Source organism: Pseudomonas sp. MS01C9 (assembly GCF_058202755.1).
The window spans coordinates 1162319-1181194 of the sequence record NZ_CM177073.1 but is presented as its reverse complement, the minus strand read 5'-3'; the positions used below and the strand labels follow the sequence as shown (position 1 = coordinate 1181194).

The window sequence follows — 18876 nt, the reverse complement described above, 5'->3', positions numbered from 1 at the left end:
CTCCAGGCAGAAAGCAAAAAGCCCCGCCATTCACATGGCAGGGCTTTTTTCAGCGGCCGGTCACTCAGACCATCGGGTCGCCCACATGCAGGATCTTCATGCCGTTGGTGCCACCGATGGTGTGGTAGCTGTCACCTTTGGTCAGGATGACCCAGTCACCGGTCTGCACCACGCCGCGCTTGACCAGCTCATCCACCGCCGCCTGGCTGACTTCGCCCGGTTGCAGGGCGGCCGGGTCGAACGGCACGGTGTAGACGCCGCGGAACAGCGCCGCGCGGGCCTGGGTTTCGCGGTGCGGGGAGAACGCGTAGATCGGCACCGAGGAACGAATGCGCGACATGATCAGAGGCGTGTAGCCACTCTCGGTCAGGGCGATGATCGCCTTCACACCGGGGAAATGGTTGGCGGTGTACATCGTTGCCAGGGCGATGCTCTCGTCGCAACGCTCGAAGGTCTTGCCGATGCGGTGGCTGGAGGTCTTGCTGGTCGGGTGCTTTTCAGCGCCGATGCAAATGCGCGCCATGGCCTGCACCGCTTCGAGCGGGTAGAGGCCGGCGGCGCTTTCGGCCGAGAGCATCACGGCGTCGGTGTAGTCGAGCACGGCGTTGGCTACGTCGGACACCTCGGCGCGGGTCGGCATCGGGTTCTGGATCATCGACTCCATCATCTGGGTCGCGACGATCACCGCTTTGTTATGACGGCGTGCGTGCAGGATGATCTTCTTCTGGATACCCACCAGCTCGGCATCGCCGATTTCCACGCCCAGGTCGCCACGGGCCACCATCACGGCGTCGGAGGCCTTGATGAGGCCGTCGAGGGTCTCGTCGTCCGCCACGGCTTCGGCGCGCTCGATCTTGGCCACCAGCCAGGCGGTGCCGCCAGCCTCGTCGCGCAGTTGGCGGGCGTATTCCATGTCGGCGGCGTCACGGGGGAAAGACACGGCCAGGTAATCGACTTCCATTTCCGCGGCCAGCTTGATGTCGGCCTTGTCCTTGTCGGTCAGGGCCGGTGCCGTGAGGCCGCCGCCGCGGCGGTTGATGCCTTTGTGGTCCGACAGCGGGCCGCCGATGGTCACGGTGCACACCAGTTCGGTGGCGGTGGCGGTGTCGACGCGCATCACCACGCGGCCGTCGTCCAGCAGCAGCTCGTCGCCCACGCCGCAGTCCTTGACCAGGTCCGGGTAATCGATGCCCACCACCTGCTGGTTGCCTTCGGTCAGCGGATGGCTGGTGGAGAAGGTGAAGGTGTCACCGATCTTCAGTTCGATGCGCTTGTTGGCGAATTTGGCGATACGGATCTTCGGGCCTTGCAGGTCGCCCAGCAAGGCGACGAAGCGACCATGCTTGGCCGCGAGGTCGCGCACCAGCTTGGCGCGGGCCTTGTGTTCTTCTGGCGTGCCATGGGAAAAGTTCAGGCGGGCGACGTCCAGGCCAGCCAGAATCAGCTGTTCAAGAACTTCCGGCGAGTGACTGGCCGGGCCTAGGGTAGCGACGATTTTGGTGCGACGGACGGACATGCAAGACTCCTCAAGTTCAAGCGCCAGCGAAGGCTACTATGGTCTTTGGGTGTAGTCATTGTTCATGTGCACTACTTATTCGTTTCTTTTTCGAAATGAACATTCCCGAATATTTTCACACCTGTTAAGCCCGAAAGCCGAACATCGCTTTTGTGGCTAGGGGATAAATCCCCTCGCCACAAGCGCAAGCCCGGCTCCATTTTCAGGCTGAAGATTTTGCCGGCCAGGTCGATACAGGACTCAAGACAGGAGAACCTCCCATGCGATTCGTGCTTTTTGTTGCCCTGGCCCTGAGCATCACGGGCTGCACCCGTTGGTCGATGAACCATCATATGAACCTGGCCTACAAGGCCTATGACCGTGGCAACTGCGAGCAGGTGATGCTCGAACTGTCCCAGGTCGACCGCGCCAGCCGGGCCCGCCGCTACATGCAGCCGGAGGTCTCGATGCTGCGTGGCCAGTGCCTGGAGCGGCAGAAACTGTTCATCGATGCGGCACAGACCTACCAGTTCATCATCACTCAATACCCCACCAGCGAATACGCTTTCCGCGCCCGCGCCCGCCTGGAAACCCTGCAGAGCCTGGGGCATTACCCGACCCGCAGCGCCTCCGCAATCCGCCCGACGGCATTCTGACCGTTCGTCAACAGAAATGGCCATGTGAAATACATGGCCATTCTTCGTCTATACCATTGCGCCAGATGAAACTTACGACACCTGGCTGGTCGTCGCTGAATCGTCAGCTATATTTGTACAAGTCGTGATTAGAGCCGGGTCTCTAATTTCGAGGCGTCACCTGTGACTGGCAGAATTATGGCCAAGAGGCTTGGAAGCGTCTGGCACCGGGATCGGGGAGAGCGGGCAGGCTTTGGCCCGTTCCGAAGTATTCGGTAGGCACCCTGTTGGGTGGCTGGGAAAAGCGATACAGGACATGTACAAAAAGCGTCGGATAGAGCGGCAGGACTTGCCGTGCTTCCTGAAAGTGTTCAATGGTGTCAATGACAAGCTCATCGGCTACCTGGGCAATGTTTCCGCAGACGGGCTGATGCTGATCAGCCAGTTGCCGTTGATGGTCGGTGCGGATTTCGACCTGCACCTCAAGATTCCCGCCGATGAAGGGCCGCAGATGAACATCAAGCTGAAGGCCACTTGCCTGTGGTGCCACGAGGACGTGACGCCGCAGCACTTCGACGCTGGCTTCAGTCTGCAGGTGATTCCACCGGAGTACGGGCAACTGGTCAGTGCGCTGCAGCAGTACTTCAGTTTTCGCTCGATGTCGGAATCGGCTTGAGAATGCTTCCATAGGGCCAGGCCTTCTGTGGGAGTGGGCTTGCTCGCGAAGGCGTCGGCACATTCAGCATTGATGCCAGCTGATCCACCGTCATCGCGAGCAAGCTCGCTCCCACAGGGTCTTCATACATTCTTTACTTCTAGAGGTCGTTCGACCTTCAGCGCTGGACCTTCGCTTCGTTATCCAGCAACCGCTCCAGCAACAACACCCCCATCTCGCCCATCTGATGAATCGCCAGCGCCAGGTTGCGCGTGGCACCTTCCAGATCTTCGGACAAATCCAGAATCAATGTGCTCACCGAGCAGAAGGTTTCATAACTGTGCACCAGTAGCCCTTCGGGGTCGGCATCGGGCGCGACGATGAAGTAGTCCAGGTGCCTTTCGGGTTTGGCCGGCGTGTCGGGCTTGAGGTAATGGTCCAGGGCCTTTTTGGCGGCTTTGTCGAGTTTTCTTGCGTCGAGGGGGGCGGACAGCGGGTTGGTTTTCGGGGGATTGGGTGTGGGTTTGATCATCATCGTTTTTCCATGATTGGGCTGCCACCCAGTTCGCGACTAAACGAGGGGTGGCGGCTGGACGCAGGTTAGTCGACCGGTGGAAAAACGAAACCCGGCGCGCCCGAGGGCGCCCTGCGAACAGCCACCATCAAGTGCGGGGATAGGGTTACCCGGCTTGATGACACTTGTGCACATCGTTCTTCACACCGGGCGACTAAACCCGGACGCTGATTATCAGCGACGCGAATCAAGTTACGGGGCAAGGCCAAGGCGCACAAGCCGGCGGATTCTGGCGGATATGTAGTCCGTTGCGCAAGGCGGTGTAGCCAGTTGGGCATTAGGCCTACACCGCCGATCCCTGCCGCTCGTCAGCACTGTCAGAACTAACAGGTGATCAAGCAAGCTGTTTTGTCATTCACTGAGCCCAAGCGGACTTCCGGTGATACGTCGGCCGCAATGAGCCTCTATGCACGAGTGACGATTAAGGGGTAAGTCATGGAAACTGGCGATGATCCTGAGAAAAATAAGTTCGCCTCCTCACCGGGGGCGGCGAGCGAGATTGCTCATGTCACTGAGGGTGATAGTGATACGCTTGGCCAAGAGCCGGAATCTAATCCAAACTCTTTAACCGGGGAAGTTTTTTTACAAGCTGTCAACGGTTCTCTTTGGGCAAATTTCACGGCTTTATATGCATGGTCTTCGGATGGAAAGTCATTTGAGTTGAGAAGGCCGAAATACAGTGCAAAGAGTAATGGGCGAAGAAGCGGAAATGTTTACATAAGTCTTAAATCGGCCGTAGAGACTGGATATCAGGAGCTTACAGATGATGATGGGATTCAGGATGGGAACTGGCACGAAATAAATCAAACGATTGCGGTGCGAGGGAATTCTGATTTTGTCGAGGTGTACTATAAATATACGTACGATATTTACCTTGAAGATGACCCTTTTCTATATGCAAGTCAAAAATATTATTATCGACCTCTCCCGCCCACCCCAACCATTGACCCCATTCGAAACGTTAATAGCAGGACATTTACTGTCTCGGGGGCAGGAGGGGTGCCTGGCAGTGGTACGGTTATTCTGTACAACGAAGACAACGACGCTACGTTGGGGCCAGCAACAATGCAGTCGAATGGAAAGTGGGCTGCCAGTGTAGAACTGAGCCCGACATCTGGTTCGATTTCCATTTACGCCAAGCAGAAAGTTGGCGATATATATTCCTTAAAGTCTGCTAGCACATCGAGAATATACTTGGTGACCTTGGCAGCGCCTGCTTCTAATTCTTTTCTGGAAACTGGTGTGGGTTTTAGTGGAGCCGCTGCTCCTGGAACGTTGATTAGGGTGGTGAAGGCTAACGACAGTCTCTTTTCTCTGGCGCCTGAGGTAACCGCAACGGGCGGCATTTGGTCAACGACTTTCAATGCCACCCTACCGAGCGGTTCCGTACCTGTGGTGGCACAGTTCAGTCTGGCTGGTTATCCATCAGGTAAAACCGCTGCTGTCACCTACCGAGTCCTGGGAATTCTGGCTATTACTTCCCCCTCCGCTAATAGCCATCAGATGCAAACATTCACCCTTTCAGGTAACCAGGGTCTGGAAGGGGCCTCCGTGCAGGTTTATATCGAATGGTCGTCAACTATGGTCGGAACAGGTTCCGTAGGCGCCAATGGTGTCTGGAGTGCGAGCGTTACAACAGCCGCTGGGCCTGTTTCACTTGTGGCGATGCAAACATTGAGTGGGAAGGGGTCTGGGCGAAGCGTCTCCCGGGCTTTCAAAATAAAACCGCCGAAATTGATAGATTCCCAGGTGTCCTACCCCAGTCCCAATACCGTGAGGTTTTCAGGTGTTGGCTACAGCAGCGGTGCAAGGGTAGAGATTTTCAATATAGAGGGTGATCTTCAGATATATACCAATGTGAATACAGACCGCAGTTGGAGAGTGGATTGGAACGATCGGCCTCCTTCCTCACCTCATCAGATGAATGCCCGGCAAGGTGTGTCCGATGGGGCTGGCGGCTGGATTTACTCCGACTTCGAATATGGGCTCAGTATCACTGTGCCGGTCCCGGTCCCGACCCTCACGGTTAGCGTAGGCGCCGACCGCAAACCGGTGTTCTCCGGCACCGGCCATAGCTGGACGGGCCAGCCCGCCGCGCGGGTCGAGGTGCGGCGGGTCGGGGAGTCGACGCCTGCCGCGCCGATTGCCAACGTGGCGATTAACGCCTGGTCCAGCATCGCCGCCGAAGCCTGGAACCCAGGGACCTACTTCGTCGAAGCCAGGCAATTATTCAAGCCGGCCGGGGAGAGCAGTGACCTGCGGTCTGAGCCGACCCCCTCGCGGGAATTCACCATCAGGGCCCCGGTGCCCACCGTGGAGTTTAGCCACGACGGCCTGACGCCGCGTTTTTCCGGCACCTGCCTGGCCGGTGGGCAGGTGCAGCTGTGGTTCGACGGCGACCCGGATTCGCCCTATGACGCAGTGGTGAGCGGTACCACCTGGAGCTTCACCCGAGACGAACCTTTCATGCCCGGCGCGTATACCGCCAGGGTGAAACAGTCCTTCGGCGGCCAGACTTCCGACGAGGTGCCCCAGCCGTTCGATATCGTCGTGTTGAAACCGGTCATCACTTCACCCATCGATGAAGAGGTGGATCACAACCCGGTCATCCGGGGCACCGGCGGCATTCCGGGGGCGACGATGCGGGTGCATGAGTTCGTCTCGGAAGGGCTCCTCGACGAAACCCCAGTCACGGGAAACGAATGGTCGGTGCCCATTCGGGAAGACCTTTTGTTTGACGATTACAAGGTCTACGCCATCCAGCAGTATGGCGAATTTCCTTCCGAGAAAAGCGAACCGGCCAGCTTCACGGTGATCCTGTTCCCGCCCACCATCGAGTATCCCCAGCCGGGGGATGCCATGGCCCGCGTCTCGATCATCGACGGCTATGCCCGCAAGGCGTCAGGGGTGGACATCGCGACGGTCGAGTTGTGGCTCGACGGCGCGGATGAACCGCTGGCCACGGTGCGGGCCAGAGGTGTCGATGGCTACTGGTCCTATGAAACCCATTTGCCGGTGGGCACTTACACGCTGCGGGCCAAACAGTTTTTTCAGGGCAAACCCTCCGATTTCGGTCCTGAACATGAATTCACCGCCGTGCCGGCCATCCCGCTCATCGAGTCCCCGGCGCTGCAACAGCACCTCGGCGCGACAGCGACGATTTCCGGCCATGGCTATGTCGGCGATTGGGTGGAAGTGGCCTGGAGCGACGCGCCCGACACGCTGTTGGGTAGGGCGCAGGTGCAGGCGAACCGCACCTGGTCGATTCCCCTCGCTATCACGCGTGCGGCCGGCACTCATTCATTGATGGTGCAGCAGGAGTGCGAAGGCTATCGCTCCGGCTGGAGCGCGGCGCATGAGGTATTGCTGTTATCCCCGGCACCGACGTTCACCTCGCCCGAGGCCGGTCACTGGTTTGCCGGACAGGTGTTTTTCGAAGGCACCGGCGCGGCCGGCAAGGACGTCGATGTGTCGTACTGGTTCGATGCTCGGCAGTTGATCGCCCAGGATCGCCCGGTGGCCGACGGTGCCTGGACGGGCTCGCCCGAAGCACCGTTGGCCCCCGGCTCGCACTGGGCGAAGGCGCGGCAGAGTGGAACGCACTGGGGCGATAGCCCGCGTTTTGAAGTGGCTCAGGTAGAGGAAAACCCTGCGGCTCGCGCCGTCCTCAATCATTAAAGCGGAGCTCTGCGATGAAAGATTCTCCGGCTCGAATCGCCAGCCGTTTTTGCGAACAACTCTTGGCTGAGCGACAGTCCGAACAACTGTCCGATCTCGAGCAGTATTTTGCAGCGGGCGGCTCGGTGTGTGCGCTGGCGCGCAAAGGGGCGGTCGGGCTGGTGAACGAGTACGGGCTTGAACGCGAAGATGCCCAGGCTCTTGCGTTTCGCCTCAATGGCCTGGCGACATGGATACTGCGCGGTTTCATCGAAGCTCAACTGACCCGTCACGAACCGCTTCCCCCGTTCGTGCGCCAGGGCTTGCTGGCATTGGTGGAAGGGCCCACTTACGAAAAGCTGTTCGCCCCCAATTTCGGTAACAAATGCCCGCCGGATGCGATCGAAGCGATTCACTCGCCCGTGGCCTATGCGGTATGGCTCAAGCACTGGTCGCAACGGCGTCTCATCCCCTCCGAACCCAGTGAAGCCTATGCGCTCACCACGCGACGCAAGGACCTGGACTTGTTACGCATCGATCCGGTGGCGACGCATCGGGTGCTATCGTCGGTGGAGGTGGTCAGCGCCGTGCTGGAAAAGTCCATCGAGGATTCCCTCGGCGGCGTCGGCAACCTGGACGAGATGCTGAGCCGACGTCGTTACCCCAACGGGCTGCCTTATCACCATCCATGGACCACGCTGGACGAACTGACCCGGGACCTGGGGCTTTCCGTAGGCACTGTGGTGCGCTGGTGCGATCCGGCGTTTCCTTATTTCCTGCGTGCGCTGCCCTGGGGAGACACCAGCAGTCATGCGCTCATCCAAGCGGCCCGGCTGAGTCCGGCCTTACGACAGCTCATGCTGGAGGCGTCGCCTTTCCCGGGGGGCGATCAGGAACGCTATTTCAAGGAAAATTTCGCGGCGCGCACGGATATTGAATCGCAAAACCTGAACCAGACGTTCTTTTTCAACCAGCGGACCCAGCTGACTCAATCCGGACTGGAAGCGTTGCTCTCCGTCGAATCGTTTGCCCCCACCCTGTCCGAGCATGCGCTGATGCTCGATGCCCGGATCACGCCCGGGCATTCGGGCTCGGTGTTCATCAATAATGGCCTGACGGAACCTTCGATGGGTATCAGGTACGGCGGACGGCCTATTACCAACAACATTACCGAGCTTATCGATGGCGGTATTTTCAGAACCGACCGAATCGACCGTCTCAATCGCAAGATCCGTCTGGACAACGCCCTTGAGTTGCCCAGCCATGAAACCGATGCGCTGCTGAGCGCGATCATCGGCGCCGAATCGAATTCCGCTGCAGTGGCGAACGCCTCGTCGCAGGCGCAACCGCCCGATTACTGGATGACGAGCAGTACCGTCCGGGCATTGGGGTTGTTCCGGATGCTCCAGGAGGACTATCGGTGTTCGGCGCAGGAATTTGCGGTATTCGTGGGGGATATCTCGGTTTTCGGTCGTGGCAGCGAGCTGTCGCAATTCGACCGTGTCTTCAACCGGGACACGCTGTCGACACCCGCGTTGTTGATGGACGACGGTACGTTCGAGTTGATACCGGAAACGGAAGCCGATGCGTTGACGGTCGCGCAGATCTGCGGCGGGCTGAACATCGACCTGGCAACCTATTTCAACCTGGCCCCATTGATCGCCGATGCACTGGGCCTTACCGCGCTGCAACGCAGCCTGCCGGTACTGTCCAGTTTCTACCGCGTGGCCAGGTTAGCGCAGCTACTGGGAATCGCGCCGAATGTGGCGGTGGAGATTCTCAGGCGGTTGAGTGGAGAGTCCGGGCTCGTTGCGTTGCTCGGTCGGCCGGTCATCGGCGCGGACGGCCAGGCAGCGGATGTCTTGGCGTCGATCCAGCGCCTGGAGGGGTGGGTTCGCTGGTGCGCCGACAATAACCTGGACGTGGCCTGGACCGTGGAGCGCGTCCAACCCGTGGCTGCTCCCACCGAGCCTTCGCCGGCACAGAACCGGCTTTTCGATCTGCTTCGCTCGCAGCTCGCGCCTGCGTTGTTCACCGAGGCCGCGTTGCGCATGGCCGGTGTCCCGCCTTTGTCCAACGACCGGCAATGGACTCAGCAGTTGCTCGAACTGGCCGACACGCACGGGCTGGTGATCCATCGCAGCGAGTCCGCCGACCTGCCTTACGAGGACTATGCCCGGGCGATGGTCGAGCGCATCGTGCGCCAAGTGCTCGGCCGGGACGATCCACAGACCGTCGAGCAGATCGTCGGCGTGTTGCTGAGCAGCCGTGCCGGCCAGCGCAGCGTGGTCCAGGAGAGCCTCGGGGTGTATGGCGAACTGTCCGCGTCCCTGGCATTGCCGGTGCTGGCCTGGGCGGGAAGTACGGTATATGAGGTGCTTTCCTACGTATCGGGACGTCCGGCCGCGGGCGTGTCGTCGCGCAACCATCGGCGCGATGACGAACCTGGCGACCCTTTCCTGGGCATGCTGGTGGGGTTTACGCACCGCAGCGACGTCGTGAAAACCCTCAAGCTGAGCGAGGCGTTCCTGGCGCTTTACCTCCGCGTCGGTGACGGTGTCGAGCCCGCACCCGCCACGGCCCCCTTCACCCCACGCGCGCTGTATTACCTGACGGTCTACAACCGTGCCGTAACGCTCAGCCAGAAACCCGAATCACCACTGCTCGATTACCTGGAACTGGTCAACGGGCTGCCCAACGACCTGTCCGGAGACGGGCTGAGACTGGTGCAGGCCCATGCCGCTGAGCTGCTGGCCGAACTCTTCGACTGGAGCGCCGAGGAAGTGCGCGCCTGCGCCGACCGGGTCAATCCCGGCCAGGGCTACATCCGTAGCCTGGGGCACCTGGATCTGTTCACGCGCCTGCGTGGGTTTTCGCTCCAGAGCACGCTGGATGCATCGACCACGCTGAAACTGGGCATGTTGCCGCCCGATGCGTCCTTCAGTGCCTACCAGGCCGTGGCCGATCAGGTCACGGCCCAATTGGCGGACCCCCACAGGACTTCACCCTTGTACGGTCTTCATGCCGGCGGTGATCGGGTGGAGGTCCAAAGCACGGTAGATCGCAGCGAAATGATCGCCAACAGCAATCAAACGGCGGAACTGACCCTCACGGTTACCCTCGCAGGGGAGCCGCAGAAAAACGTCAACGTGTACTGGACGTCCAAGTCGTGCCGTATCGATCCGCCAAAGTCCGTCACCAACCAATATGGCAAGGTCACGGCCACCGTGCATGCCGGTACGACGATGGGGCGTGACCTGATCAGCTATCGGCTCGATGCCCGCGAGCCACAGCCGGCGGTGACGATCACCCTGGGGAACGATCCTTCTACGTTCGAGTTTGCCCGCGTGGAGGGCGATTTCGTTGTCACCAAGGAAAAAGCCGGCACCGACGTTACCTTGCGGGCGCACTTGCACGACCGCTACGGCAACCCGGTTGCCCATGAGCCGGTGAGTTGGGAGCTCAAACCGCTTTACAACATCCCTGTCCTGGGTACCACCAACGCCGAGGGCATGGCCGACGTGACGTTCACCAGCACGGCACCGCTTAAAGTTGACGAACCGATAATCAGGAGGGATGACCTGAGCCTGCTGTTTATGCCCATCGAATTCATCTCATGAAGCACGCTTCTCCAGCACCACGGTACTCGTCGCCTTGACGAGTGCCCCCCACTCACAGGAGAGGGCAATGGCCACGCAAGACATCACCCGGGCGACCGCCCTGCGCCGAGACGCGTTGATCGAATGTGCCTTGGGCATCAAGCAGATCGAAGACAAGGATGACAACAAGGGATACCCGACGATCCAAACGGCGGACGACCTGCTGGAGTGGCTGCGCACCGATCCCCTGGATAACCATCAGGTCAAGACGACCTGGGTCGCCGAGGCGGTCAGTTGTTTGCAGCAGTACATCCATGCCGTCTATCAGAAGCTCGAACCGGGCTATACCCAACGGGAATTCGACAGCAAGGACCTGAAGGATTGGGACATCGCCAGCCAATACCCACTGTGGGCCGCCAGCCAATTGCTCAAATGCATGCCCGAGGACTACATCACTCCATATGCGCGCATTCGTAAGACCAGCCTGTTCAGGGCGCTGGAAAGCAATCTCAACCAGACCCGGCTGACGACCGATTCGGTGCAGTCGGGCGTCCAGCAATATCTGCGCGCCTTTGAAGAGGTGTGCAACCTGGATGTGCTCAACGGCTATGTCGACGGCGCCGATGCCCGCCGTGCCGACTATTACCTGGTGGGCCGGGAGCGAATCGCGCCCTATCGCTATTTCTGGCGCAAGGCCGACGTCCAGCTGGATGTCGACAGCCGGGCGATCAACCCGGCGGCCTGGAGCGAATGGCAACCGGTCGACATTCCCAGCGATGTGCAGGTGCTCGACAGCCGGCTGGTCTTTTGGGGAGGGCGCTTGTGCCTGGTCTGGGCCGAATGGCGCCAGGCGTTGTTCGATGGCGACGGCGGCTTGCAAAAGCCCTATGAGCTTGAGCTGAAGGTGGCGTTCATCACGCTGGACGGCAAGTGGTCGCCGCCGATACGGCTGAACCTGTCGGAGTTCGATAAGGACGTCAGCCCGAACTGCCGGCTGGTGGCGGTGATGCTGCGCGACGATGTGGACCCGTTGTATCCCAAAGGGCGACTGGCGGTGCATTTGACCAATGCGGTGACCCCACCGGTGTTCTTGGGGTCACGATCCGGTCCGGTGGACATCTATGAAACGCGCGACGCGCTGTTTCGCAAAGTGGGCGACGAAAAGCCGATCATGGATCACTTGGCCATGGTTCGCTTCTCCAATCCATCGACGCTTCAGCAGCGAGTCGGGACTGCGCAATTTTCCAGAATGACAGAAACGGTATCGGTGGGCGCGAATCCGCTGGTAGAAAAATTCACGCTCAAAACAGTGGTGACAACGAGCGCAGGCAAACAACAACTGCGTTTCCAACCGCACTGTGCCCTTCTGGTGCCCGGGAGGGAAGGCGAATCGAAGGCTTTCACGATATCGGTGCAATTTCCCTCGGGCGGTGACCCGCCGTCCGCTACCGAATCGCATTCCGACAATGGCGGCTGGTCATTCGCTTGGAATAAATATGAGCGCGATAGCTTTGCCGGTTTGACCGCCACATTCATCCTGGAGGGGCCGGGTAACTTTGGCAGCAAGACCTTCGTGCTGGAGCTCAAGGGCCTGCCTGTCGAACCTCGCCTGCCCTCCCTGCACAAGAGCAATGCGCGCGGAGCCCAATTCCTGCACCTCAACGACCCGGCCCTGACGCTCAAGTACGCGCGCCTGAATACCCTGATCGGTGCGGAACTGGTGACGCGCGCCAACGTGTCGACCGATGCCGTGCTCGATTGGGATACCCAGTTTCCCGACGAGCCCGCGCTGCCCGACGGGGCAGCCGAGCCCAACGGGCCGTTCGACGGGGCCAACGGGCTGTTTTTCTGGGAACTGTTTTTTCATCTGCCCCACTTGGTGGCAACGCGGCTCAAGGACGAAGAGCGTTTTGTCGAAGCCCAGCAATGGCTGCATTTCATTTTCGATCCCCAGGCGCCCGCCGATGCCGCTCGAGCGAATCCGAAACCGCGCTATTGGCGTTGCCGACCGTTGAATGTGCCCAGCGCCGAGGGTGACGTGGGCTGCGAAGCCGACAACCCCACCGATCCCGACGCGATTGCTTACTCGACGCCGCGGCATTACCAGATGCTGATTTTCCTCGACTACGTCGCCAACCTGGTGGCGTGGGGGGACTGGCTGTATCGGCAATTGACCCGTGACAGCCTGGCGGCGGCCAAGCTGCAATACCTGCGGGCCAAGAACCTGATGGGCGCTGCCCCGGACGTTCAGACTCTCAGCCAGTGGACGCCCGCCACATTGGCGGAGCTGGTCGAGGAGCTGGAGGACAGTGCCGAGCTCAAGGCATTCGAGCAGGCGTTGCTGCTGGATTCGGGTTCGTTGCCGGTCAGGACCCGTTTTTTCGAAGACCCCGGCGTCATCGGGGCCGGTCGTTTCCGGCTGCCGGTGAGCCAGCGAGTGATGCAGCTTTATGAATTACCGGCCCAGCGCATGTACAACCTGCGCAACAACCTGACCATCGACGGCAAACCCCTCTCCATCGAACTGTTCAGCACGATCAACCCTTCGGATCTGCTCAACAATCTGGCGGCCGGCGGTGGCGGGCCCGTACGTCCCATGGGCGGTCCCTTGCGGGTCGCGGCGTTTCGCTGGCGCCCGCTGTTCGATACCGCCATCCGGGCCACCCAGTACTTGCAGGATTGCGGCAATCAGGTGATGCGCCTGCTGGAACAGCAGGATCGGGGCGAACAGGATCTTCTGCAGCAGCGCCATCTGACCGAGCTGAGTACTTTCGTCAGGACGGTGCAGGAAGAAAATCTCGCTCAACTGCGGGACACTCTGGCGGCCTTGCACAGCAGCCGCACGTTGACCGAGGAACGGCAAACACATTACGCGAGGCTGTATGTCGAGCACATTTCCAATAGCGAATACAAGGTCATGGGGGCGCTCGACACCGCTAAATGGCTGACGTCGCTGAGCACATCGATGCAAGTGGCCGGCGCTGTCATCGACGCCTTCCCCACAATATTCGGTCTGGCCAACGGCGGGCACCAGCCGGGTAGCCTGCCCAGGGCCGTCAGCTATGGGTTCCAGGTCGCGGCCGAGGTGGTGCGCACCGATGCCGAGAAGGATGCCACCTCCGAAAGCTATCGGCGGCGGCGTCAGGACTGGGGGCTGGCACGGGATCAGGCCACGGCGGAGCTGGCGATGATCAATGAGCAGATCAAGGCCCAGGAGCACGCGGTCTACGCCGCCGAGGCCAGCCTGGAGCAGATTCTCAAGATGAATGCACAGACCCAGGCGCTCTATGATTTCCTGCTCACCCGCGCCACCCGCGTCGAGCTGTACCGCTGGTACCTGGGGCAGTGCAAGACCCTGCATTACCAGGCCTACGACCAGGTCGTCAGCCTGTGCCTGAGCGCCCAGAGCGCATTGCAGCTGGAAACCGCCGAGTTCGGTCTTTCTCACATACGCACCGATGCGTGGCTCGACAATTATTACGGCCTGACCGCCGGAGACGCGTTGCGGCTCGATCTGCTGCGCATGGAAGCCGATTACCTGCTGCGGTACGAGCGACGACTGGAGATCGTCAAGACCGTATCCCTGCGTCAGTTGTTCGATGACGGCATCGATCCAGAGCCGGACTACGCAAGCTGGGATGAAGCGCGAAACTATTTGACAAAAAACGGCGTCCTGAATTTCCGGCTTTCCCAATTGCTGTTCGACCGTGACTACCACGACCACTACTGCCGGCAGATCAGCGCCGTGGATGTCACCTTGCCGACGTTGCTTGGCCCTTTTGAAAACGTCTGCGCAACATTGACGCAGATCGGCAGTGCCACCGCGATCAAGCCCTCCCTCGAGTCGCTGGACTACCTGTACGGGGCCAGTTCCCTGCCACCGGCCGATGTGCTGCTCAATATCAGCAGCGGTGAACAGATGGCCATTTCCATCGGCCTGGACGATTTTGGCGTGGCGGCGCTGAAACCCGATGAGGGCTTGCGAAATACCTTCGAGAACACTGGCGCGGTGTCCCGTTGGACCCTGTCCTTCCCCTGGTTCGATAGCGAGCAGCACCGCCAGAAGAAGCAACTGGAGGCCCTGAACGACGTCATCGTGAAGGTGCGCTACACGGCCAAGGTGGGAGGCCCGGCTTTTTCCCGGTATGTCCAGGACAAAGTGCGAACAGCCGGCAGCACAGCGCTCAAGGGGTCGCAACGATGAACAGAGAACCTGTCAACACCCGGACCAATATCCTCCTCAACGGGCATTTCGACCTGGGCTTTGCCCACTGGGAAAGCGCCGGTGCGCCAGGATACAACTACGCCCGTAAGGAAGGCACATGGGAAGGGCTGCCCATCTTCTACATGTCTCTTTACAAAGGTACGGGGATTACCCAGACAGTGCCTGCGCCGGCACCGCAATCAGCCGGGGGGCGCTACCGTTTGAGTTTCCTCTACGACAACCGCCATGCAGATCCGGGGGTTTTCATCCTGCGCCGGCGTGGCACCGAAGACCTGTTGGAAATACCGTTGCCTGCAACGGGGAACAGGGGGGACGCCCCTGAAACCCTGGCATTGAGCCTGACACCCATCACGGCGTCGATCGAGTTCGATGTCGAGGGCGAGGATCTTTTCGAGTTCGTCATCCTCAGCCCGGCTCAAGCCTCGACGACCGTGGACCTCATCGTCGCCCGGATCGATTTGCACCTTGAGCTTGAGCCGCTGGTGCTGGCGCGCATCGTCAATGATGGCCAGGTGTTCACCCCGACCGGGCAGCCCTTGCTCTATCTGTGTCACGGTGCCACCGGCAGCAAGCGCCACCAGGTCACCTTCCAGCCGGCGCCGGACAGCCCCTGGGCCGGCACCGAAGCCTTGCTGTGGAGCCAGGACAACCCTCTGGAGGCGGTGGTGATCTCCCCCGAATGGGGGGAGAACCAAACGATCGAAACGGCCTGGCAGGTGGATTGCCCTGAACCGGTCTCGGATGACACTCAACGGTTCAACCTGTCCATCTACAGCAAGTACCACGCCGATATCTACCCGATTGCCGTTTCGCTCGGGCATCATCGGCTGGTGGTCGAGACTATTCTGGACCCGGCCTATCAACCGGTGATCGAATACGCTCAATCGGTCAAGCTGGGCGTTCGGGTGAAGTCCTATTACCTGGACCTGCCGATGCGCGGTTATGAAGTCACCTGGCTGCTGGGCAATGACATGATTTCAGTCGGCCCGACCGATGACGGTGGCGAGGCGTGGCTTGATTTCACCCCTGCCCGCGACGGCGCGCTCGCCGTGAAAGCCCGGGTCGAGAGCCCCTTTTATGCACAGGGCAACACGGCACACACCTTCAACGTCCAGGCCCATGCCACGGACCCGCTGAAGACTGTGCAAGTCAAGTTCCCGAATATGGACGCCGCGCCCTGGGGGGAGAAAACCGGCTACCCCGACCGCGGTGCGTCGTATCGCTTGGAAGTCTCCTTTGCCGCCGACAGCCCGCTGCTCAACCGTCATGTCTGGTTGGCCTGGGAGGGCAAGCCCCCCGAGGACTTGGGCGTGACGGTTCAGCCGGCCTTGATGCAGCCGGTTCCGGTCACCAGCACCCCTCTGGCCTGGCGCCTTGATTGTCAGGACCTGACCGATGGCCAGTTCAACTTGCGGTTGGGCAGCGCCGACCTGTTGAGGCCGACCGTGGTCAATCCCATGTCACTGGCCCGGCACAGCCTGAAGATTGGCGAGGTGCGCGGGCCCAACCGGGCTCCGGTGGTGGACGAGGGGGATTATGCCTGGTGCATGTTGCGGGTGGTGACCCAGGCAGGTGACCAGCCGGTTGCCGGGGTTGCGGTGGAGTGGGACGCCTCCGGGGGACTCCAGCGCACCTTCACCGGCGTCGACGGCTGGGCCAGCGTGATCGATCGGCCCGCGGTGCATAGGGCCTACACCCTGGCAGCGCGAGTCAACCCCCGGGAAGGCGCGCCGGCGCTCAAGCACGACTTCGAGATCCAGACCTTGGCCACCAGCGCCTGGAAGACGGCCAGTTTCACTCTGGATGAGACTGCGGTCGACCGGGTGGGGGCAGGGGCGGTGTGCCGCATGGGGCAGACGTATGCGTTTCGCCTCGCGGTGGAGTCCGGCAGCCCGCTGATCGGCAAGGAGATTTCCCTGCGCTGGCGCGATCCGGCCGCCGTCCGTTCAATCGTCATCGCCAATATGGAAGCTCCGGTCACCGTCACCGCCAGCGGCGTGCAATGGAGCGTCGATGCGTTGGTGGTCGACACCAGCGGCGTGTTCGACCTGCAAGTGATCTCGAACGGGATGGAGGCACGCGACCTGGCGTTTCGCTCGCTTCCCCGGGACCTGTCCACCGAGGTCGGGCTGGTCTTCGATCAAGTGCCGAAGACCTGGACGGACGACGTCGACTTGTACCCGTGCATCGGCGCCACGCACGAACTGACCGTCCAGCCGACGAATAACCTGGGCGGCCTGCATGGCCTGCTGCTAGAGACCGCCATGGCACCGGACCTGCCGCCGGAGTGGGTCATCGTCCCGTCCTTGGCGCAACCGGCTCCCATGACCGCCGGTGGCATTCGTTATCGTTGTGACCTGACAGCCACGACTGAAACAGCGGAGCGTCGATGCAGTGCCACTGTTCTGGGTATCGACGGTTTTACCCAACCAGCCGCTTTCGGATTCAAGCTGGCCCACAATAAGGTAGTGGTCGGTACCCCGTACGACGTGGCGACCGACCCGGTGCTGAGCAAGGGCGAAAGCGCACGGTTGGCCGTGCGCTACCTGTCGGCATTCACGGGCAGGCCGGCAAACGATGTCAGCGTCGAATGGGGCGACGGGCAAGTGTCGTTGAGCGCCGCAGACGGTATCGCCCAGCGCAGTTACCAGCCGACCAGCGCGGGAAGCCAGGAGGTCCTGGCTTGCGTCAGCAACCCCTATGATGCGACCCAGGTCGAGCATGCGTTTTACGTTTACGCGTATCAGGAAGACCCCTGGCTCGACCTGCGCGTCAGCGTCGGGTCCGGCGCAGAACAGCGGTGGGGCGAAGGTACTTTTTTCCCCCGACGCGAAGGGCGGTTGGACTTGACGCTCACCGCCCCGCCGGAGAGTCCTTTACTCAACCAGGCGCTGACGCTGGGACTCGAAGGCGCCTATGAATTGGACACGGGCTTGTCTTTCGGACCGGTAGGGCTGGGCGTGTCGCGTCCCCTGGGCACTGCCGGCCTGCCGCTCAGTATGTTGGCCGCTGACCGGACCGATGCGGCGTTTTACCTGCAACTGTCCGCCTCGAGACTGTTGGCCCGCTCACCACTGAATGCGTTTTCCCTGGGCAGCCACCTGCCTGTGGATGTCATGGCCGCAACGAACCAGGAGCCGACAGTGGTTGACTGGGGCGAGACGTTGTTTTTTGAGATCACCTTGACCAATTCATTGTCCGGACAACCTGCCCGAAATGTTCAGGTGTCCTGGAGCGGTACTGACCAGGCCATGGAGGACGTCGCGACATTCACCGATTTCTATGGCGTCGCGCGTTTCAGTTTCACGGCGACGGCGTCCGGGCCGGGCACCGTGACTGCCCGTGCCGTCGGTGGCATCGAGGTCGTTGAGTTTACCTATTTCGTACATGAAGCCTGTGTGATACAGGAGCTGACCGGTTCGGGCCTGGAGAACGCGCCGGGCGAAGAAATCAGCGCCGAGGCCACGGTGGTCAGTGCCGCCAGCGGCGAGCCGGTAGAGGGGGTGCGGGTGCACTGGTTCTACAAGGGCGTTGTGCTCGAGCCGGTCGTCACCGATGCGGCTGGCAAGGCGCGGATCACATTCGAATTACCGCCGAGGATAGGGCGTTATGTCCTGAGTGCATCCGTCAGGGGCGTGCTGGGGTGGGAGGCAGCCCGGTTGGAGTCCAGGGTCACGGGGACACAGGATTCCTGGGTGCGGGAATTCACGCTTCGGCTGAACGAGCGGCCGATCGACATGGACGATCTGGTCAACTGGAAAATGATCCTCAAGGATACGCTGCCCAGTACGCTGGAATTGAAGGTCAGGAAAGACAGTAACCTGATTCACGAAACCAGTGTTTCGTTGTATGGCTTCCCTCCGGAAGCCCTCGGGCTGCGGTTTGACCCGCAATTGCGTGTCCTGCGGCCCGTCACCACGGTGCCCTTGTCCTGGTCGATCATTCCACGGGAAGGCGCTTTCGGCGAATTCGAGCTGGAGTTTCGAAGCCCTGACCTGCCGCCTCGCTGGCTACCGTTCAAGGTGGAGCATTGATC

8 protein-coding genes are annotated in these 18876 nt (G+C 60.8%); 6 read left to right on the top strand and 2 right to left on the bottom strand.

The annotated features are described in order from the left end of the window. Nucleotides 1-64: 64 nt before the first annotated feature. Complete coding sequence (gene pyk / locus AC1M7R_RS05510) at nt 65-1516, bottom strand: pyruvate kinase (protein ID WP_072395232.1); 1452 nt, start codon at nt 1514-1516, stop codon at nt 65-67. A gap of 260 nt (nt 1517-1776) precedes the next feature. On the opposite strand from pyk, the gene AC1M7R_RS05505 reads away from it, so the two are divergent. Both AC1M7R_RS05505 and AC1M7R_RS05500 read left to right on the top strand, forming a co-directional pair. Next, nucleotides 1777-2151: a tetratricopeptide repeat protein gene (locus AC1M7R_RS05505; RefSeq protein ID WP_072395230.1), complete on the top strand. Its 375-nt coding sequence runs from the start codon at nt 1777-1779 to the stop codon at nt 2149-2151. A 295-nt stretch (nt 2152-2446) separates the two neighbouring features. After that, complete coding sequence (locus tag AC1M7R_RS05500) at nt 2447-2806, top strand: PilZ domain-containing protein (protein ID WP_072395228.1); 360 nt, start codon at nt 2447-2449, stop codon at nt 2804-2806. Between the two features lie 157 nt (nt 2807-2963). Here the strand turns inward: AC1M7R_RS05500 and AC1M7R_RS05495 are convergent, their stop codons facing one another. Then, nucleotides 2964-3317: a DUF6124 family protein gene (locus tag AC1M7R_RS05495; protein ID WP_072432129.1), complete on the bottom strand. Its 354-nt coding sequence runs from the start codon at nt 3315-3317 to the stop codon at nt 2964-2966. 477 nt (nt 3318-3794) lie between these two features. On the opposite strand from AC1M7R_RS05495, the gene AC1M7R_RS05490 reads away from it, so the two are divergent. From AC1M7R_RS05490 to AC1M7R_RS05475, 4 genes are all read left to right on the top strand, one after another. Further along, nucleotides 3795-7037, top strand: a complete 3243-nt coding sequence (locus tag AC1M7R_RS05490; protein ID WP_490610283.1) for a hypothetical protein — start codon at nt 3795-3797, stop codon at nt 7035-7037. A gap of 14 nt (nt 7038-7051) precedes the next feature. Beyond that, nucleotides 7052-10636: a Tc toxin subunit A gene (locus AC1M7R_RS05485; protein WP_076406361.1), complete on the top strand. Its 3585-nt coding sequence runs from the start codon at nt 7052-7054 to the stop codon at nt 10634-10636. Between the two features lie 67 nt (nt 10637-10703). After that, nucleotides 10704-14819: a Tc toxin subunit A-related protein gene (locus AC1M7R_RS05480; RefSeq protein ID WP_490610282.1), complete on the top strand. Its 4116-nt coding sequence runs from the start codon at nt 10704-10706 to the stop codon at nt 14817-14819. Then, nucleotides 14816-18874 carry a hypothetical protein gene (locus tag AC1M7R_RS05475; protein ID WP_490610281.1) on the top strand — a complete coding sequence of 1353 codons (4059 nt, stop codon included), beginning with the start codon at nt 14816-14818 and terminating at the stop codon, nt 18872-18874. The genes AC1M7R_RS05480 and AC1M7R_RS05475 overlap by 4 nt, the downstream gene beginning before the upstream one ends. Nucleotides 18875-18876: the final 2 nt, after the last annotated feature.